A 19624-nucleotide genomic window follows, 5' to 3' on the forward strand; every position below is an offset into this window, starting at 1 on the left:
TCCCCCGGCCGGCCGGCCCGTCCGCCGACCGGAGCGAGGATCGGACCGAGTGCCTCGTCGTCGAGCGGCACGCCGGTGCCACACCGCTCAGTCGCGGAGTCGCGGGTCGACGTGGACCTTGGGTCCGGCGCCGCTGCCCTCCGGGCGCCCGCCGGCGAGCACCGCACCGACCTGCGCGAGACCGACGGTGGCGGCGACCAGCGGCCGGGGGTCGACCGCACCGGTCCGGTAGGCGGCGATGGTGGGAGCCAGCCCCGGGGACGCCGAGAGGATCCCGACCGCCGTGACGTCCTCGAGCAGCAGCGTCCGGGTGTCGATCGTGCTCGGCGTGCCGGCGATGCCGATGCAGACGATGCGGCCGGCGGGCTCGACGAGGTCCAGGGCCAGCGCCGGGGACCCGGGGGCGGTCGAGGCGTCGACGACGGCGTCGAAGGGCAGGTCCGGGAGGGTGTCGCGGGTCCAGGCACCGGCGAAGCCGAGACCGCGGGCGAAGTCGAGCGAGGGCTCGGTGACGCCGAGCAGGTGCACCTCGGCGCCCACCGCGCGGAGGAACATCGCCGACAGCAGACCGATCGTCCCGGGCCCGATCACCAGCGCGCGGTCGCCGGAGGCCACCCCGGCTGCCCGTGCCGCCCGCCAGGCGTTGCCTCCGGGCTCGACGAGGGCGCCGAGCGCCGCGTCGACGGAGTCGGGCAGCTCGTGCAGCGACCACACCGGGACGGCGAGCTGCTCGGCCAGCGCACCGTGCCGGCCGCCCCGGATGCCGACCTCCTGACGCTCCTCGCACACGTGCTGTCGCCCCCGCCGGCACCGGCGGCAGACCCGGTCGCCGAGCATCGTGTCGCCCGTGACCCGACGACCGAGCCAGGCCGGGTCGACGCCGTCGCCGACCCCGGTGACCCGGCCGCACCACTCGTGGCCCGGCCGGAGCGGGTACGAGGAGTGCCCCGTCTGCAGGTAGGACAGCTCGCCGGTGAAGAGCTCGACGTCGGTGCCGCAGACGCCGACCCGCTCGACGTCGACGACCACCTCGCCCGGGGCGGCGACCGGCGCGGGCACCTCCTCGACCGCGCAGACGCCCGGACCGGAGAGCACGACCGCACGCATGGACCTCGACACGGCGCCAGGATGGCGGGCGTGACCCTGCGCAGCGCGGCCTGGTACTCGGGCGACGTCAAGAACGCCTACATCCACCGGGCGTGGATGCGCCGCGGCGTCCCGGACGACGCGTTCGGCCGCCCGCAGATCGCCATCGCCAACACCGCCTCGGACGTCGTGCCGTGCAACCGGCACCTCACCGAGGTCGCGGCCGCCGTCCGGGACGGGATCCTCGCTGCGGGCGGCACCCCGCTGGAGATGCCCGTGCTCGGTCTGGGCGAGACGCAGGTCCGGCCCACGGCGATGCTCTGGCGCAACCTGGCCGCGATGCAGATGGAGGAGATGTTCCGCGCCAACCCGGTCGACGGGCTGGTGCTGCTCGGCGGGTGCGACAAGACGATCCCGTCGCTGCTCATGGCCGCCGCGTCGGTCGACCTGCCCGCCGCCGTCGTCCCGGGCGGGCCCATGCTGACCGGCACCTTCCGCGGGGTCCCGCTGGGCTGCGGCACCGACGTGTTCCGGCTCTCCGAGGAGGTCCGCGCCGGCACGCTGTCAGCGGAGGAGTTCACTCGGTCGGAGTCGGCGATGATCCGCAGCCGCGGGCACTGCAACACGATGGGCACCGCCTCGACCATGGCGCTCGTCGCCGAGGCGCTGGGCACCGTCGTGCCCGGGGTCGCCGGCACCCCCGCCGCGGACAGCCGCCTCCTGGAGGCCGCGCACGGGACCGGCCGGCTGGCGGTGGAGATGGTGGCCGCCGACCGCCGGCCCTCGACGTTCCTCACCGCGGGGTCCTTCGCCAACGCCGTCGTGGCGCTGGCCGCCATCGGCGGGTCGACGAACGCCGTCGTCCACCTGCTGGCCATCGCCGGCCGGCTGGGGATCGACCTGACGCTCGACGACTTCGACCGCATCGGCTCGGGCGTGCCGGTGCTCGTCGACCTGCTCCCGGCGGGGCGGTTCCTCATGGAGGACCTCCACCGCGCCGGCGGCCTGCGCGCCGTGCTGGCCCAGGTCCGCGACCTGCTCGACCCGACCGCGCTCACCGTCACCGGCAGGCCGCTGGTCGACACCCTCGACGACGCCCCGATCTGGGACCCGCAGGTGATCCGGCCGCGCGCGGAGCCGCTGGTCGCGCACGGGGGCATCGCCGTCCTGCGCGGCAACCTCGCGCCGTCCGGCGCGGTGATCAAACCGGCCGCGGCCTCGCCGCACCTCATGCGGCACCGCGGCCGGGCGGTGGTCTTCGACTCCATCGAGGACCTCCACGCCCGCATCGACGACCCCGACCTCGACGTCGACGCCGGCTCCGTGCTGGTCCTGCGCGGCTGCGGCCCGAGGGGCTACCCCGGCATGCCCGAGGTCTCGAACACGCCGCTGCCGAGGAAGCTGCTGGAGCAGGGGGTGCGCGACATGGTGCGGGTGTGCGACGGCCGGATGAGCGGCACCGCCTACGGCACCGTCGTCCTGCACGTGGCGCCGGAGGCGGCCGCCGGCGGCCCGCTGGCCCTCGTGCGCACCGGCGACGTCATCACGCTGGACGTCGCGGCCCGGCGGATCGACGTCGAGGTCCCCGACGACGAACTGGCCCGGCGCCGGCCGAGCCAGGCGACCGTGGCCGGCTTCGCCGCACCCCGGCGCGGCTGGGAGCGGCTCTACGTCGACCACGTGCTGCAGGCCGACACCGGCGCGGACCTCGACTTCCTCGTCGGCTCGAGCGGGTCGGCGGTGAGCCGCGAGTCGCACTGAGCGCGGTCAGCCGCCCACCCGGGTGACTCCCGACGTGCCGAAGCGCTCCGCGGCCGCCCGCTTGTAGCCCGCCGGGAAGTCGGTGGACGCCGTGCGGTCCAGGGCGGCCAGCCGCACCTGCGCCTCGGCGTCGCCGGCGAAGGCCGCGACCGCGTCCTCGGGCGCGAGGTTGGCCACCGCCACCAGCGCGCCGGCGGCCCCGATCGCGCCGCACAGGCCGACCAGGCTGGTCGCCCCGGTGTAGAGGTCGCCGGCGAAGACGTCGCGCTCGTGCAGCAGCCGGGCGGCGTCCCCCGAGGAGTCCTTGAGCCCGGACACGGGCAGGTCGGGCAGCAGCTCGACGGGGATCCCGGGCGCGGAGGCACCCGGGAAGTGGTACGCCAGCAGCGGCCCGGGGGCCGCCTTCGCGACCGCGTCGTAGTACGGCCGCGGGTCGGGGACCCCGGGCGGCGAGAGCACCAGGACGGCGTCCGCGCCCACGGCGAGGGCGCGCCCGGTCAGCTCCGCCGCCTGCCGGCCGGTGGGCGCGCCGGTACCGGCGAGCACGGGCACCTCCGCCGGCACCGCCGCCCGCACCGCGCCGACGAGCGCGTCCCGCTCCTCGGCGGTCAGGGCGGCCGCCTCCCCCGTCGTCCCGGCGACGAGCACGCACCGCACGCCGAGGCCGACCAACTGCGCCGCCAGGTCGGCGGTGGCCGGTGCGTCCAACGCCCCGTCCTCGCAGAAGAGGGTGACCAGAGCGACACCGACGCCGGTGAACAGGGGCATGCCCGGCATCCTCCCCCGGCGGACGCCTGCTGGCCCGGCTCGGAGGCGGGCCGGCCACGATCAGGTGCCCTGATCCCGGCGCGTCCTCCCCTCCCGGCCACGGCCGGGGAGGACGCGCTGCGGTGGGGGAGGACGGCGGATCACACCTCCGGCCGCGGCTCCCCGACCTGGGGCCGCGGGTCCCCGACCTCCGCCTGCGGGTCCCCGACCTGCGACCGCAGCTCCCCGACCTCCGCCTGCGGGTCCTCGTCCTGCGGCTGCGGGTCCTCGACCTGCGGGTGCGGGTCGCCCCCGCGGTCGCGGGCCCGCACCGCCCCGGGGACGCCCGACGCCACCCGGTGCAGGTCGTCGATCAGCTCGAGCATCGCGTGCAGGTCCGTCGGCACGCGTCCCAGATCGGCGGTGCTGGGCAGGTGGCCGGACTCCAGGCCGCGGAGCAGTCGTGGCACCTGGTCGGCGAGGGCGGCCAGGGCGGCGGTCCGGTCCTCGGTGAGGAGTGTGGGCAGGCGGCTCAGCAGCGTGCCCAGCGCGCGCGACGCGTCGTCGGTGAGCTCGCGGTCGAGCCGGGCGAGCAGGTCCAGCGCAGCTACCGCCTGCCCGTCGCCGAGGACGTCCTCGGCGCGGTCGAGGTGCTCGTCGGACAGCAGCCGGTCGAGCCGGCCGCCGACCCGGGCCACGCGGTCGTCGTGCAGCACCGCGTCGGCGCGGTCCACGACGCGCGGGACGCGGTCGTCGGCGAGCAGGGCGTCCAGCCGGCCGAGCAGCCGACCGGTCCGCTCGTCAGCCGCCAGGTCGAGCAGCGCGCGGACACGGTGGTCGGCCGCCAGCTCGAGAGCCTGCTGCACCCGGCCGCCGGTGAGGATGCCCAGGGTCCGGTCGACCCGGTCGTCGATCACGACGTCGAGGGCCCGCCCGACCCGGTCGTCCCCGACGAGGTCGAGGAGCCGGCCGACCCGCTCGTCGGCGGCCAGGTCGAGGGCCCGCCCGACCCGGTCGTCCCCGGCCAGGTCGAGGGCCCGCTCCACGCGCTCGTCGGCCAGGTGGTCCAGCACCCGGTCGACCCGGGTCAGCAGGTCGGTCGACAGCAGGCGGTCCAGCCCGTCGGCGAGCCGGTCCAGCCGGCCCGAGGACAGCAGCCCGTCGACGGCGTCGAGGACCCGCGGGACGACGTCCGCCCGCGACCGCAGCGCGTCGACCGTGCGGGTCACCGCATCGACCCGGTCCGGAGCCAGCGCGGCGCCGAGCCGGTCGACCAGCGCGCCCACGGTCGCGATCCGCTCGGGGGTCATGGTGGCGGCGAGACGCTGCACCACGTCGGCCGCGACCTCGACGGCCTCGGGGGCCACCGCCGCCGCGCGGGCCACCGCGGGACCGGCGCCGTCGAGCAGGGAGCGGGTGCGGCGGAGGACGTCGTCGGCGAGGGGCAGCAGCGTCTCCACGCGCGGGAGCGCCGCGCCGAGGCTGCGGACGGACTCCGCGAGCGTCCAGGGCAGGTCGAGGAGGTCCGAGGGACCGGGCAGGCGCACGGGCGCCCCCTACCCGTGCGCCCGCCTCCGACTCACCAGCGGCGCCGCAGCATCCCGACCCGCGGCCCGAGCTCCCGCGCCCCGGGTCAGGACGTGCGGCCCCGCCGCAGGGACCAGAACGACACCGAGCTCGACACGGCCAGCAGCAGGCCCACGACGAGGCCGAGCCACTGTCCGGCGTGGGGCTCGTGCGCCAGTCCCGCCACGCCCCAGGAGGTGCACGCGGCCGCCGCGGCGAGAGTGGCCAGGGTGAGGACGATCCGCACCCCGTGCCCGTCGACCCTCCGGCGCCCGGGAGTGTCGATCAGGTGCGCGACGACCGCGGCCGCTGCGCCTCCGACCAGGCTGACCACCACCGGATCCGCCAGTGCCGACCACGGGACCGATGGCCAGAGGGGCTTCCCGTGGTCGCCCCGCCACGCACAGAGCAGGGACACCACGAAGACGACGGCCCCCGCGACGACGACCGCGGGGGACGGCTCGGCCCTCCTCGCGACGACCCGGAGCCAGGCGGCGACCACCGCGCGGCGACCACGGGGGAGCCGCTGCCGCAGGAGCAGGAGCGTGGTCCCTGCGGGATCGTCGAGGAACACCTGGGTGAAGGCGTACCTGGTCCCGAGGGTGCTGGTCCGGGCCGTGAACCGGACCGACCTCCCCTCCTCGATCCGTTCCAGTCGGCAGTGGACCCGGCCGAGCCTCCGGAACCTCGCGTCACAGGAGTCCCGCGGCTCCCTCCACCGGCCGGGCGGGGTCACCTGCCGGACGACGTCGTCGTGGAACCGGGGCCAGGCGTCCGGGGCCGCGGCGTCGCCGAACACCGTGTCGCGGTCCCGCGCGTCCGACTCGCCGAGACGAGCACGGTCCTCGGCCGCACCGGAGTCGTGGCCGGTGGCCCCGCCGACGGCTGCCTGCTCATGTCCCCCCCTTCTCACCGCCGTCGAGCGTGGACGGTCACGACCCGCCGGTCGGGGTGTAGGTCTTGCCACCGACCGAGTCCAGGACGGTCTGCGCCTGCCGGTCCACGAGGCCGGTGACCAGCTGCTGGCTGGCGCCGAAGACCACGGCCCAGGCGATGATCTGCGGCGTGCTGTCCAGGGCGGTCAGCCCGGGGATGAAGCCACCGCGCATCAGCAGCAGACCGAGGAAGGCGGTCAGCGCCCCTGTGGGCAGCTTGAGGACGGTGAGGGCCACCGACACCGCGAACGGCGTCGACGAGCCCCGCAGCCGCCGCAGGGAGACCGCCCCCGTCACCCCGGCGGCCACCATCCCGATGCCCTCGATCAGCGGTACGTCCCACGGACGGGCGGTCTCCTCGATGACGTCGTCGACATCCCCGTCGACCTGCGCCCGACCGGAGGTGGCCGAGCCCACGTCCGCCGCGTCCGCCGCGGCCTGGCCCGAGTCGGCTGGGGCCTGGCCCGAGTCGGTCACCCCGTCGCCGTCCCTGTCGGTGAGGAGGTTCTGTGCGGTGGGGCAGACCAGGACCGACGCCTGCTGCGGCTCGAAGCAGATGGGAACCAGCGTGGGCTCCCGCGCTCCCCAGAACCCGACGAACAGGGCGATCACGAAGAGGATGGCCGTCGCCGCCACGACGATGGTGCGGAAACTCCGGACCCGTTGCTGCTCGCGCTCCGCGGCCGAACAGGCTGCCCGGACCGCGGCGATGAGGCTCTCCCGGTCGAGCCGGGGCAGGCCCCGGTCCGACGGACCGGCCGAGCCCGCGTCCTCGTCCTCGACCTCCCCCTTGCGTGCGAGCTCCGCGTCCCGCTCCCTCCGTATGAGCTCCGCGTCCCGCTCCCTGCGGGCGAGGTCCTCCACCCGCAGCCGGCGCGGGTCGTCCACCGGCAGGTGCCGGCGGACGTGCGCGTCCAGGTTCGGCAGCTCGCCTCGCAGGTACCACCAGGGCGCGCGGCGGAGGAGGTCGGCCTCCGCGGCGTGCAGGTTGCTGGCCGCCCTGGCCAGCCGGGCACCTTCCCGCAGCAGCGGCCAGCCACGCCTGGCGGCTCGGTGTGCCTCCTGCACGTGGTGGGCGATGTCCCTGGCGAGGCACTCGTCGGACCTCCCGCGCTCGGCCCGCGGGCGGTCCTCGGCCGGCAGGCCGGTGATCCAGTCCGACAGGGTCTGGATCTCCGCAGCGCGGGCGAGGGCCTCCTCGCGCCAGGCCCGGCTGGTCAGCTCCGGCAGTGGGAAGGGAGGTCCGGGCGGTGTCACCGTCGCAGGGACGGCGCCTGCCGACGCCGACCGCTCGCCGCCGGCGCCTGCGCGCTGCTCGTGATCCGGTGAGGCACTCATGCGACGGCCGCCTTCCGGACGCACACGACGCAGCCCCGGCGGCGGCGCACCGCGCCGGTGCAGTCGACCACCACGGGCATCACCAGGGCGTCACCGTCCGCGCACGGTTGGCCGCGGCCTCCCTCGTGGCGGCCGCTCGGCCCTCCACCACGGTGGAGGACCGTGCCGGCTCAGCCGGCGATCCCGACCCGCGCCCCGGCGGCGTCCCAGGCGGCCTCCGTGCCCGCCCGCGGCAGGTACAGCTGGGCGTCCTGGGTGCGGGTGAGCAGGGCGCGCAGCTCCGGCAGCCCTCCGGACAGGACGCCGAGCCCGCGGGCCTGCACGAGCACGTTGCCCAGCGCGGCCGCCTCCACCGGGCCGGCGAGCACCGGCAGGCCGCAGGCGTCGGCGGTGAGCTGGCACAGCAGCGTGTTGCGTGCTCCCCCACCGACCAGGTGCACGATCTCGACGTCGCGGCCCGACAGCTCCACGGCCGCGCGGACGGTGCGCCGGTAGGCCAGCGCCAGGCTGTCGAGGATGCAGCGCACCGTCTCGGCCTGGCTCTGCGGCGGCGTCTGCCCGCGCTCGGCGCAGTACGCGGCGATCCGCGCCGGCACGTCGCCGGGCGGCAGGAAGCGGGCGTCGTCGGGGTCGATGACGGCGGTGAACGCGGGCACCTGCGCGGCGGCGGCGAGCAGGTCGGGCAGCTCGGCCGGCAGCCCGTGCGCGGCCCACGTCCGCTGGGACTCCTGCAGCAGCCACAGCCCCATGACGTTGCGCAGGTAGCGCACGGTGCCGTCGACGCCGAGCTCGTTGGTGAACCCGGCGGCGCGGCTGGCCTCGGTGAGCACCGGCTTGTCCAGCTCCACGCCGGACAGCGACCAGGTGCCGCAGGAGACGTAGGCGAACCGGTCGGTGGCCGCCGGGACACCGACGACGGCGGACGCCGTGTCGTGCGAGCCGACCGCGACCACCGGCACCGGCCCGGCCAGCCCGGTCTCCTCCAGCACCTCCGCGGTGAGCTCGCCGAGCCGGTCGCCGGGCTGGCGCAGCGGCGGGAACAGCCCCCGGTCCAGCCCGAGCCGGGCGATCAGGTCCTCGGCCCACTGCCGGCTCGTCGCGTCGAGCAGCCCGGTGGTGGAGGCGTTGGTGACCTCCGCGCCCACCGCACCGGTCAGCCAGTACGCCAGCAGGTCCGGCACCAGCAGCGCCCGGCGGGCAGCGGCGAACCGCGCGCTCCCCCGCGCCGCGGCCAGCTGGAACACCGTGTTGAACGGCAGGTGCTGCAGGCCGCTGACGGCGTAGAGCTCCTCCGGCGGGACGGCGGCGTGCACCGCCGGCACCGCGGTGGCGTGCCGGGCGTCGCGGTAGTGCACCGGGTTGCCCAGCAGCTCGCCGTCGGCGTCGAGCAGACCGACGTCCACGGCCCAGCTGTCGATGCCGACGCCGTCCACCCGCCCGGCCTCCCGGCCCGCGGCGCGCAGGCCGTCGAGGATCCCGGCGTGGAGGCCGAGGACGTCCCAGTGCAGCGTCCCCGCCGTGCGCACCGGCCGGTTGGGGAAGCGGTGCACCTCGGTGAGGTCCAGCCGCCCGGGGCCGACCCGCGCGGCCATCACCCGGCCGCTGGAGGCCCCCAGGTCGACGGCGGCGAGGGTCAGCTCGGTCATCGCAGGAACGCCGCCGCGACGCCGGAGTCCACCGGCACGTGCAGCCCCGTCGTCCGGGTGAGGTCCCCGCCGGTCAGCGCGAAGACGGCGTCGGCGACGTGGTCGGGCAGCACCTCGCGCTTGAGCAGGGTGCGCTGGGCGTAGAACTGCCCCAGCTCCTCCTCCGGCACCCCGTAGACCGCGGCGCGCTTGGCGCCCCAGCCGCCGGCGAAGATGCCCGACCCGCGGACGACGCCGTCGGGGTTGATGCCGTTGACCCGGATCTGGTGCTCTCCGAGCTCGGCGGCCAGCAGCCGCACCTGGTGCGCCTGGTCGGCCTTGGTCGAGGAGTAGGCGATGTTGCTCGGGCCGGCGAAGACCGCGTTCTTGGAGGAGATGTAGACGACGTCGCCGCCCATGCCCTGCGCGATCATGATCCGGGCGGCCTCGCGGGAGACGAGGAAGCTGCCCTTGGCCATGACGTCGTGCTGCAGGTCCCAGTCCTGCTCGGTGGTCTCCAGCAGCGGCTTGGAGATCGACAGGCCGGCGTTGTTCACCACGAGGTCGACCCCGCCGAAGGCGAGCACGGCCTCGCGGAAGGCGGCGGCCACGGCCTCGGCGTCGCTGACGTCGGCGGCCACGCCGATCGCGACGTCGCTGGTGCCGATCCCCGCCGCGGCGTCCTGCGCCCTGGCCAGGTCCAGGTCGGCGACGACGACGCAGGCGCCCTCGCGGGCCAGCCGCTCGGCGATGGCCTTGCCGATGCCGCTCGCCGCGCCGGTCACCAGCGCGACCCGGCTGGCCAGCGGCTTGGGCTTCGGCATCCGCTGGAGCTTGGCCTCCTCGAGCGACCAGTACTCGATGCGGAACTTCTCGCTCTCGTCGATCGGCGCGTAGGTGGACACCGACTCGGCGCCGCGCATGACGTTGATGGCGTTGACGTAGAACTCGCCGGCCACGCGGGCGGTCTGCTTGTTGGCGCCGAAGCTGAACATGCCGACGCCGGGCACCAGCACGATCGCCGGGTCGGCACCGCGCATCGCGGGGCTGTCCGGGGTGGCGTGGCGGGCGTAGTAGGCCGCGTACTCGGCGCGGTACTCCTCGTGCAGCTCCCTGAGCCGCTGCACCACCTCGTCGGTGGGCGCCGAGGCCGGCAGGTCGACGACCAGCGGGCGGACCTTGGTGCGCAGGAAGTGGTCGGGGCAGCTCGTGCCCAGCGCGGCGAGGGACGCCAGCTTCTCCCGCGAGAGGAACTCCAGGACGACGTCGCTGTCGGTGAAGTGGCCGACCTGCGGCCGGTCCGTCGAGGCGAGCCCGCGGATCACCGGCGCCAGCTCGGCGGCCCGGTGCCGGCGCTCGGCCGGCGGCAGCGCCTCGAAGCCCGGCACGACGGCACCGAACGGCTCGGCCTCCCCGCGCTCGGCGAGGAAGCGCTCGGCGGTGCGGATGACGTCGAGGCTGTTGGCCTCGCACTCCTCGCTGGTCGCGCCCCACGCCGTGACGCCGTGGCCGCCGAGGATGCAGCCGATCGCCTGGGGGTTCTTGTCCTTGATCGCGGCGATGTCGAGGCCCAGCTGAAAGCCCGGACGCCGCCACGGCACCCAGACGACGCGGTCGCCGAAGCACTCGCGGGTCAGCGCCTCGCCGTCGGCCGCCGTCGCCAGGGCGATGCCGGAGTCGGGGTGCAGGTGGTCGACGTGCGCCGCCTCGACCAGTCCGTGCATGGCGGTGTCGATGGAGGGCGCCGCGCCACCCCGGCCGTGCAGGCAGAAGTCGAACGCGGCGACCATCTCGTCCTCGCGCTCGACGCCCGGGTAGACGTCGACCAGCGAGCGCAGCCGGTCCAGCCGCAGCACGGCCAGGCCGGCCTCCTGCAGCGTGCCGAGGTCACCGCCGGAGCCCTTGACCCACAGCAGCTCGACCGGCGAGCCGGTGACCGGGTCGGTCCCGGTGCCCTTGGCCGAGGTGTTGCCGCCGGCGTAGTTGGTGTTGCGCGGGTCGGCGCCCAGCCGGTTGCTGCGCTCGAGCAGCGCACGGACGACGGGGTTGGTCACGATCGTGTTCCTTCCGGGGAGGGGGTGCACTTCCGCGGACGTGCACGGGGAGGACGGGGTCCTTCGTCAGGCGCCCCAGCCGGCCTGGGTACCGCCGACGCGCTCGCGAGCGATGCGCTCGGAGTGACCGGAGCGGGCGTAGGCGGCGTAGGGGTCGGCGTCGAGGCCCGTGGACTCGCGCAGCTCGGCCAGCAGCGGGCGGACGTCGGTGCTGAACGCGTCGGTCAGCGCGCCGTGCGCGGCGAGCACGTCGCCGGACCGCTGCGCCGCGGCCAGCGCCTCGCGGTCGACCAGCAGCGCCTTGGCCGTGGCCTCCTGCACGTTCATGACCGAGCGGATCTGGCCGGGGATCTTCGGCTCGATGTTGTGGCACTGGTCGAGCATGAAGTTGACGCCGGCGCCCAGGAGCGCGTCGGCCGCGACGATCTCGTTCATGATCCGGAACAGCTGGAACGGGTCGGCCGAGCCCACGATCAGGTCGTCGTCGCCGTAGTAGCGGGAGTTGAAGTCGAACGCGCCGAGGCGGCCCACCCGCAGCAGCTGCATGACGATGAACTCGATGTTGGTGCCGGGGGCGTGGTGGCCGGTGTCGAGGACGACGGTCGCCTGCTCGCCGAGGGCCAGGCAGTGCAGCAGCGAGGTGCCCCAGTCGGGGATGTCCATCGCGTAGAAGTAGGGCTCGTAGAACTTGTACTCGAGCAGCAGCCGCATGCCCGGGTCGAGCATCGCGTAGACCTGCTGCAGGGAGTCGGCGAGGCGGTCCTGGCGGGCGCGCAGGTCGTCCTGGCCGGCGTAGTTGGTGCCGTCGGGCAGCCACAGCTTCAGGTCGGTCGAGCCGGTGGCGCGCATGACGTCGACGCACTGCGCGTGGTGGGCGATCGCCCGGTCCCGCACCGCCTTGTCGGGGTGGGTCAGCGAGCCGAGCCGGTACTCGTCGTCCTGGAACAGGTTGGAGTTGATCGCGCCGATCGAGACGCCGAGGTCGGCGGCGTGCGCGGCGAGCTTGCCGAAGTCGTCGACGAGGTCCCACGGGACGTGCAGCGACACCCGCGGCGCGGCGCCGGTGAACCGGTGCACCTGCGCGGCGTCCTCGATCTTCTCGAACGGGTCGCGGGCCACACCCGGCTGGCCGAAGACCTTGAAGCGGGTGCCGGAGTTGCCGAACGCCCAGGAGGGCAGCTCGATGGTCTGGTCGGCCAGCGCGGCGAGGGCACGGGCGCGGAGGTCGGTCACGAGGGGTCTCCCGAGGGTGCGGTGGCGGTCTGTGCCAGCTGGGCGTCGAGGTCGAAGACGAGGTCGAGCGAGGCCTTGCCGCGGCCGTCGCCGGTCTCGAAGAAGGGGGCCATGTACTCCTCCCACCGGGCGCTCACCTCGGTGGCGTCCACGGCGGCCTGCGCGGCGGCCAGGCCGCCGACACCGTCGTCGGTCTCCACGATGCCGACCAGCAGGCCGTCGTCGCGCAGGAAGAGCTGGTAGTCGCGCCAGCCGGCGTCGCGCAGGGCGCGCAGCATCTCCGGCCAGACGGCGGCGTGCCGCTCGCGGTACTCGGCCAGGCGGTCGGGGCGGACCTGGAGGGTGAAGCAGGCGCGGGGCACGGGGATCGGTTCCTCTCGGGGGTCCCGGTCCCGCCGCCGGCCGGCGGCGGGACCGGGGACGACTCAGAAGTCGAAGTCGTCGATGTTCTCGGCGTTGAACACGGTCGGCTCGCCGAGGACGACGACGCCGTCGGCGCCGATCTCGTACTCGCCGAGGTCGCCGGCCTCGAAGGTCTCGCCCTCGGCGCCGGTGATCTGGCCGGCGGCCAGGGCGGCGCCGGTGTAGGCGGCGAGGTAGCCGAGGTCCTCGGGGTTCCACAGCGCGAAGGCGGTGACGGTGCCGTCCTGGACGAACTCGCGCATCTGGTTGGGCGTGCCCAGGCCGGTGAGCGCGACCCGGCCCTTGTACTCCGAGCCCGACAGGTAGCGCGCCGCGGCGGAGATGCCCACGGTGGTCGGCGAGATGATGCCCTTGAGGTCGGGGTAGGTCTGCAGCAGGCCCTGGGTCTCCTGGAAGGACTTCTCGTCCTCGTCGTCGCCGTAGACCGTCGTCACGATCTCCATGTCGGGGTGCTCCGAGGCGGCGTACTCCTGCATGAGCTCGATCCAGGCGTTCTGGTTCGTGGCGTTCGCCGTCGCCGAGAGGATCGCGACCTGACCGGCGCCGCCGATCTGCTCGGCCATGAGGTCGACCTGGGTCTGCGCGATGCCGTCGGCAGTGGCCTGGTTGATGAAGACGTCGCGGCACTCGGGCGCGGTGTCGGAGTCGAAGGTGACCACGCTGGCGCCGCCGCTGCGGGCCTGGTCGAGCGCGCTGCAGATGGCGTTGGGGTCGTTGGCCGAGGTGAGGATGACGTCGGCGCCCTGCTGGGTCAGCGTGTTGATGTAGCTGACCTGCGAGGAGGCGCTGGCCTCCGTCGGCCCGACTTGGCTGAACTCGCCGTCGATCTCGCCGACGGCCCGCTCCGAGCCGGTGGCGGCGACGTCGAAGTAGGGGTTGTTGAGCGCCTTGGGCAGGAAGGCGACCGCCAGGTCGGCGGGGATCTCGGCGTCCGGATCGGCCGAGGCACCGGCCGAGCCGCCGGAGCTGCTGCCCTCGTCCTCGCCGCGGGTGGTGCCGCCGCAGGCGGCGGTGGTGAGCACCAGGGCGGCCACCGCCACGCCGGTCAGGCCGCCGCGCAGGTGACGGCCGAGGAGGGATCGCGACATCGGGGTTCCTCTCTGAGGGGGTGTGCCGGGGTTGGGCACGGGGAGGCGGTGCGGGGAAGTGCGGGGGGTGCCGGTCAGGACGCCGGCCGGCGTCGCCGGCGGCCCTTGACGCGGGCGGCGACCTGCGGGGCGACGACGGCGGTGATCAGCAGGACGCCGGTGACGATGTTGAGGACGTCGGAGGGGACGTTGACCAGCTGCAGCGCGTTGCGCACCGAGCCCAGCAGCAGCGCGCCGGCGACGACACCGAGCAGGCCGCCGCTGCCGCCGAAGATCGACACCCCACCGAGCAGGATGGCCGCGATGACCTGCAGCTCCAGGCCGGTGGCGTTGTCGGCGCGGGCGCTGCCGTAGCGGAGCGTCCAGTAGACGCCGCCCAGCGCGCTGACGACGCCGGTCACGACGAACAGCCACAGCTTGGTGCGGCCGACGTCGATGCCGCTGAAGCGGGCGGCGTCCTCGCTGTTGCCCATCGCGTAGAGCGAGCGGCCCACCGGGGTGGCGTGCAGGACGACGCCGGTGACCAGGACCAGCACCACCAGCGGGACGACGACCACCGGGATGCCGGTGGAGCCGATCGAGCTGATCGCCCAGGTCGTCCACGCCCGCGGGAAGTCGGCCACCGCCTGGTCGCCCAGGACGACGAAGGCCAGCCCGCGGTAGAGCGCCAGCGTGCCGATGGTGACCGCCAGCGACGGCAGCCCCAGCCGGGTGACCAGCAGGCCGTTGACTGCCCCGAGGGCGGCGCCGAGCAGCAACACCAGCGGGATGATCGCCTCGAGCGGCAGCCCGGCGAACCACAGCTTGCCCATCACCGCGCTGGACAGGCCGACGGTGCTGGCCACCGACAGGTCGATCTCGCCGGTGACCACCACGAGCGTCAGCGGCAACGCGATGAGCGCGATGACCACGACGTCGAGCAGGAGGAAGCCGGCGTTGCGGGTGCTGGCGAAGCCCTCGACCGACACCGCGGCGATGACCAGGAACAGCACGAGGAACGTGGTGATGACGCTGCCCGAGGGCAGGGTCCGCCCGCGGCGGGCGGGCGCCCCGCCGGCGGCGGCAGAGCCGCCGGACGGGGCCGGGGCGGGCGCGGTCTCAACGGTCACGGCGGGCGTTCCTCCCTCGGAGGCGGGCGGCCAGGCGCAGCGTGAGCGCCCGGTCGAGGGCGATCGCGGCGAGGATGAGCGCGCCGACGGCGGCGTCGCGCCAGAACGGGTCGAGCCCCAGCTGCGGCAGCGCGGTGCCGATCGTGGTGAGCAGCAGCGCGCCGAGCGCGGCGCCGTAGACCGAGCCGCTGCCGCCGAAGATGGCCACCCCGCCGACCACCGCGGCGGCCACGACGAACAGCTCCTGCCCGGTGCCGGCGGTGGTGTCGAGGGTCTGGAAGCGGGCGGCGTAGAGGACGCCGGCCAGCCCCGCGAGGGCGCCGTTGACGACGAAGGCGGTGAGCACCCGCCGGCCGACCGGGATGCCCGAGAGCCGCGCCGCCTCGGGCGCCGAGCCGATGCCGTAGAGCTCGCGGCCGCTGCGGAAGGTGCGCAGGTAGTAGCCGACCAGCAGCACGACCACGACCGCGACGAGGAACAGCACCGGCACGCCGAGCAGCCGGGCGGTGCCCAGGGACTTGAACCCGCCGGGCAGGTCGGCGGCGTTGATCTGCAGCCGGTCGGCGCTGGAGGCCCACAGCGAGTCCAGCCCGCGGAAGGCGTAGAGCGTGCCGAGGGTGACCACCAGGGAGGGCACCCCGGCGGCGGCCACGATCAGCCCGTTGAGCAGGCCGCACACCGCGCCGACCGCCATGCCGGCCAGCACGGCCAGGACCACCGGCGTCCCCGGCGCGACGACGAGCAGCGTCCCGGTGGCGTAGGCCGACAGGCCGAGCACCGAGCCGACCGACAGGTCCACGTTGCGGGTGACGATCACCATCGTCTGCCCCGCGGCCAGGACGGTGAGGATGGCCGCCGACAGCAGCAGGTCGCGCACGTTCTGCCCGGACAGGAAGCGCGGGTTGGCCACGACCGTGACGACGACGAGCAGCACCAGCGCGGCGAGGATGCCGAGCTCGCGCACCACCACGAGGCGCTGCACCAGCGCCGCGCCACGGCGGCCGGTCCGCTCCGGGGCGGCCAGCTCCTCGGGCAGCGGGGCCGGCCGGGTCACCGGCGCGCTCACGGGGCCACCCCGGCGCCGCGGGCGACCTGGCCGGTCGCGGCCAGCATCACGCTGTCCTCGTCGGCGCGGGCGCGGGGGATGTCGTCGACGAGGCGGCCCTCGTGGACGACGAGGACGCGGTCGGCCATGCCGAGCACCTCCGGCAGCTCGCTGGACACCATGACGACGGCCATCCCCTCGGCGGCGAGCTGGGACAGCAGCCGGTGCACCTCGGACTTGGTGCCGACGTCGATGCCGCGGGTGGGCTCGTCGACGACGAGCACCTTCGGGTCGGTCGCCAGCCACTTGGCCAGGACGACCTTCTGCTGGTTGCCGCCCGAGAGGGTGGCGACGGGGTCGCTGAGCCGGGCGGCCTTGACCTGCATCTTCCTCGACCACTCGGCGGCCGAGGCGCGCTCGGCGCGGGAGGAGAGCAGCCCGCCCCGCGCCAGCTTCCACCGCCGGGTCAGCGTGGCGTTGCGCTCGACGGAGAGCCCCATGACCAGCCCCTGCTGGCGGCGGTCCTCGGGGACCAGCGCCAGGCCGGCGGCCATCGCCGCGGCCGGGCTGCCGCCCCTGAGCTCCTGCCCGGCCACCCGCACCGTGCCGGCGTCGTAGCGGTCGACCCCGAAGACGGCGCGGACGATCTCGCTGCGGCCGGCCCCGACCAGGCCGGCGAGCGCGACGATCTCCCCGGCCCGCACGTCGAAGGACACGTCGGAGAACACGCCCCGACTGGTCAGGCCGCGGACCTCGAGCACGACCTCGCCGGGCTCGACGTCGATCTTCGGGAACAGCGAGGCGACCTCGCGGCCGACCATCCGCCGCACGACCTGGTCGACGGTGAGGTCGGCGGCGCGGTCGGTGGAGACCCACTGCCCGTCGCGCATGACGGTGATCCGGTCGCAGAGGTCGAACACCTCGTCGAAGCGGTGGGAGATGAACAGCACCGCGGCCCCGGCGTCGCGCAGCGACCGGGCGACGGCGAACAGCCGCTCCACCTCGACGCCGGACAGCGCCGCCGTCGGCTCGTCCATCACCAGCACGCGGGCGTCGAAGGACAGCGCCTTGGCGATCTCGACCATCTGCTGGTCGGCGATCGACAGCCCGCGCGCCGGGCGGTCGGGGTCCAGTGCCACGCCGAGCCGGTCGAACAGCTCGCGGCAGCGGGCGGCCAGCGCGCGGCGGTCGATGCGGCGGCCGGCGAGGAGGGGCTGGCGGCCCATGAAGATGTTCTCGGCGACCGACAGGTCGGGGAACAGCGTCGGCTCCTGGTAGATGACCGCGATGCCGGCGGCCCGCGCGGCGGCGGGGTCGGCCAGGGTCACCGGCTGCCCGTCCAGGAGCACGCGGCCGGTGTCCGGCCCGTGCACGCCGGCCAGGATCTTGACCAGCGTCGACTTGCCCGCGCCGTTCTCGCCGACGAGCGCGTGGGCCTCCCCCGCGCGCAGCTCGAGCCGCGCGCCGCGCAGGGCGGCGACCGCGCCGAAGCTCTTGCCGACGTCCTCCAGGGCGAGGACGACGGCGCCGTCCCCAGCACCGCCGGGCCGGCCGGGCGCCGGTGGCTGTGACGCGTGGTCCACGCCGACCCCCTTCCTTGTGAAACGATTCAGACAACGTGTGGCGCAGACCATAGGGGCGCGGCCGGAGCCTGTCAACGCCCCGATGTCCCTGCACGCAGGCCGTGTCCGGGACCGCGGCGCGGCGGTTGACACGTTTCAGGCCGTAGGGTGACCATCGCCGCACGGCGCCCCTCCGGGCGCCTCCCCCGGCCAGCGCGAGGAGGCGCCGTGACCGCGAGCATCCGCGACGTCGCCGAGCACGCCGGCGTCTCGGTGGGCACGGTCAGCAACGTCCTCAACCGGCCCGACGTGGTCAGCGCGCCGACCCGGGCCCGGGTCCTCGGCGCCATCGCCGCGCTCGGGTTCGTCCGCAACGAGTCCGCCCGCCACCTGCGCGCCGGGCACAGCCGCACCGTCGGCCTGGTCGTGCTCGACATCGCCAACCCGTTCTTCACCGACGTCGCCCGCGGGGTCGAGGACGTCGTCAACGGCGCTGGCCTGGCGCTGATCCTCTGCAACTCCGACGACCGCCCGGAGAAGGAGTCCGCCCACCTCGACGTGCTCGCCGAGCAGCGGGTGCAGGGCGTCCTCATCACCCCCACCGCGGAGCTCACCCCGCACCTGCAGACGCTGCGCCGCCGCGGCGTCCCGGTGGTGCTGGTCGACCGGCGCGCGCCCGGGCGCGACCAGTGCTCCGTCGCCGTCGACGACGTCCTCGGTGGGCGACTGGCGGCCGAGCACCTGCTCGAGCGCGGGCACCGGCGGATCGCCTTCATCGGCGGCGCGTCGGGGCTGCCGCAGGTGCAGGAGCGGCACGCCGGCGTCGAGGCCGCGGTGCGGGAGGCCACCGGGGGCGACGACGCGCTGCTGGTCCTCTCCCCCGAGGCGCTCACCGTCGAGGCCGGCCGGGAGGCCGCCGCCCGCATCGTCGGCATGCCCGCGTCCCGCCGGCCGACCGCCGCCGTCTGCGCCAACGACCTCATGGCCCTCGGGGTGCTGCAGGAGATGGTGCGCCAGGGTGTGCGGGTGCCCGACGAGTTCGCCATCGTCGGCTACGACGACATCGACTTCGCCGCGGCCGCCGCCGTCCCGCTCACCTCGGTGCGCAAGCCGCGCCAGGAGCTCGGGTCGCGGGCGGCGCAGCTGCTGCTCGACGAGGCCCGCGGCGAGGGGCACGAGCACGTCCAGCAGGTCTTCGAGCCGACGCTCGTCGTCCGCGAGTCCAGCCGGGTCCGCCGCAGCGGCGGACGCTGAAGGGAGTTCCATGAGGGTCGCGCTCTTCGCCACCTGCCTGGTGGACACGGTGGTGCCGCAGGTCGCCCGGGCGACGGCGGCGCTGCTGGAACGGCTCGGCCACGAGGTGGTCGTGCCGTCCGGGCAGGCCTGCTGCGGTCAGATGCACGTCAACACCGGCTACCGGCGCGAGGCGGTGCCCATCGTGGCCAACCACCTGCGCGCCTTCGCCGGCGCGGAGGCGATCGTGTCGCCGTCCGGGTCCTGCGTCGCCTCGATCCACCACCAGCAGGCGATGGTGCTGCGCCGGGCCGGCGAGCACGCCCTGGCCGACGAGGCCGAGGCGCTGGCCGCGCGCACCTACGAGCTGTCGCAGTTCCTGGTCGACGTCCTGGGCGTCACCGACGTCGGCGCCTACTACCCGCACCGGGTGACCTACCACCCGACCTGCCACTCGCTGCGGCTGCTCAAGGTCGGTGACCGGCCGCTGCAGCTGCTGCGTGCCGTGCGCGGGCTGGAGCTGGTGGAGCTGCCGGGCGCGGAGTCCTGCTGCGGCTTCGGCGGCACCTTCTCGGTCAAGAACGCCGACACCTCGACCGCGATGCTCACCGACAAGATGGCCAACGTGCTGTCCACGCACGCCGAGGTCTGCACCGCCGGCGACGCCTCCTGCCTGATGCACATCGGCGGCGGGTTGTCCCGGCTGCGCTCGGGCACGCGGACGGTGCACCTGGCCGAGATCCTCGCCTCGACGGAGGACGCCGTGACCCCGCACCAGACCACCCGCCCGGCGGTGACCGCGTGACCGAGCTCGCGAGG

Annotated in this window: 16 protein-coding genes; 3 read left to right on the forward strand and 13 right to left on the reverse strand. The window is 75.1% G+C overall.

Annotated features, from left to right (window positions below; all coding sequences use genetic code 11):
- Positions 1-87: 87 nt before the first annotated feature.
- Positions 88-1119: a zinc-dependent alcohol dehydrogenase gene (locus JOD57_RS04915; RefSeq protein ID WP_204690865.1), complete on the reverse strand. Its 1032-nt coding sequence runs from the start codon at positions 1117-1119 to the stop codon at positions 88-90.
- Positions 1120-1128: 9 nt separating this feature from the next.
- On the opposite strand from JOD57_RS04915, the gene JOD57_RS04920 reads away from it, so the two are divergent.
- The gene (locus JOD57_RS04920) at positions 1129-2847 is read left to right on the forward strand and encodes an IlvD/Edd family dehydratase (protein ID WP_204690866.1); all 1719 of its coding nucleotides are present in this window, start codon (positions 1129-1131) and stop codon (positions 2845-2847) included.
- A gap of 6 nt (positions 2848-2853) precedes the next feature.
- Here JOD57_RS04920 and JOD57_RS04925 read toward each other — a convergent pair whose 3' ends face one another.
- From JOD57_RS04925 to JOD57_RS04980, 12 genes are all read right to left on the reverse strand, one after another.
- Positions 2854-3615 (reverse strand): dihydrodipicolinate synthase family protein, encoded by a 762-nt coding sequence (locus JOD57_RS04925; protein ID WP_204690867.1) that lies wholly within the window; start codon positions 3613-3615, stop codon positions 2854-2856.
- Between the two features lie 140 nt (positions 3616-3755).
- Complete coding sequence (locus JOD57_RS04930) at positions 3756-5141, reverse strand: hypothetical protein (RefSeq protein WP_204690868.1); 1386 nt, start codon at positions 5139-5141, stop codon at positions 3756-3758.
- A gap of 86 nt (positions 5142-5227) precedes the next feature.
- On the reverse strand, positions 5228-6073 hold the full coding sequence (locus tag JOD57_RS04935) for a hypothetical protein (protein WP_204690869.1): 846 nt from the start codon (positions 6071-6073) through the stop codon (positions 5228-5230).
- Positions 6074-6092: 19 nt separating this feature from the next.
- Entirely contained in the window at positions 6093-7352 is a 1260-nt protein-coding gene (locus tag JOD57_RS04940) for a hypothetical protein (protein WP_204690870.1), read from the reverse strand.
- A gap of 251 nt (positions 7353-7603) precedes the next feature.
- Entirely contained in the window at positions 7604-9079 is a 1476-nt protein-coding gene (locus JOD57_RS04945) for a rhamnulokinase (protein ID WP_204690871.1), read from the reverse strand.
- The gene (locus tag JOD57_RS04950) at positions 9076-11112 is read right to left on the reverse strand and encodes a bifunctional aldolase/short-chain dehydrogenase (protein WP_307824469.1); all 2037 of its coding nucleotides are present in this window, start codon (positions 11110-11112) and stop codon (positions 9076-9078) included. Before JOD57_RS04950 ends, JOD57_RS04945 begins: the two co-directional genes overlap by 4 nt.
- Before the next feature lie 66 nt (positions 11113-11178).
- Complete coding sequence (gene rhaI, locus JOD57_RS04955; RefSeq protein ID WP_204690873.1) at positions 11179-12345, reverse strand: L-rhamnose isomerase; 1167 nt, start codon at positions 12343-12345, stop codon at positions 11179-11181.
- Positions 12342-12707: an L-rhamnose mutarotase gene (locus tag JOD57_RS04960; protein WP_204690874.1), complete on the reverse strand. Its 366-nt coding sequence runs from the start codon at positions 12705-12707 to the stop codon at positions 12342-12344. Before JOD57_RS04960 ends, rhaI begins: the two co-directional genes overlap by 4 nt.
- 63 nt (positions 12708-12770) lie before the next feature.
- Positions 12771-13856: a rhamnose ABC transporter substrate-binding protein gene (rhaS, locus tag JOD57_RS04965; RefSeq protein WP_204690875.1), complete on the reverse strand. Its 1086-nt coding sequence runs from the start codon at positions 13854-13856 to the stop codon at positions 12771-12773.
- A gap of 74 nt (positions 13857-13930) precedes the next feature.
- The gene (locus JOD57_RS04970; RefSeq protein ID WP_204690876.1) at positions 13931-14965 is read right to left on the reverse strand and encodes an ABC transporter permease; all 1035 of its coding nucleotides are present in this window, start codon (positions 14963-14965) and stop codon (positions 13931-13933) included.
- Complete coding sequence (locus JOD57_RS04975) at positions 14955-16031, reverse strand: ABC transporter permease (protein ID WP_204690877.1); 1077 nt, start codon at positions 16029-16031, stop codon at positions 14955-14957. Before JOD57_RS04975 ends, JOD57_RS04970 begins: the two co-directional genes overlap by 11 nt.
- On the reverse strand, positions 16028-17593 hold the full coding sequence (locus tag JOD57_RS04980; protein ID WP_204690878.1) for a sugar ABC transporter ATP-binding protein: 1566 nt from the start codon (positions 17591-17593) through the stop codon (positions 16028-16030). Before JOD57_RS04980 ends, JOD57_RS04975 begins: the two co-directional genes overlap by 4 nt.
- 207 nt (positions 17594-17800) lie before the next feature.
- Here JOD57_RS04980 and JOD57_RS04985 point away from each other — a divergent pair, with 207 nt between their 5' ends.
- Both JOD57_RS04985 and JOD57_RS04990 read left to right on the forward strand, forming a co-directional pair.
- Positions 17801-18826 carry a LacI family DNA-binding transcriptional regulator gene (locus JOD57_RS04985; protein WP_204690879.1) on the forward strand — a complete coding sequence of 342 codons (1026 nt, stop codon included), beginning with the start codon at positions 17801-17803 and terminating at the stop codon, positions 18824-18826.
- A 10-nt stretch (positions 18827-18836) separates the two neighbouring features.
- Positions 18837-19610, forward strand: a complete 774-nt coding sequence (locus JOD57_RS04990) for a (Fe-S)-binding protein (RefSeq protein ID WP_204690880.1) — start codon at positions 18837-18839, stop codon at positions 19608-19610.
- Positions 19611-19624 lie beyond the last annotated feature (14 nt).

The organism is Geodermatophilus bullaregiensis (assembly GCF_016907675.1).
Lineage (GTDB): Bacteria > Actinomycetota > Actinomycetes > Mycobacteriales > Geodermatophilaceae > Geodermatophilus > Geodermatophilus bullaregiensis.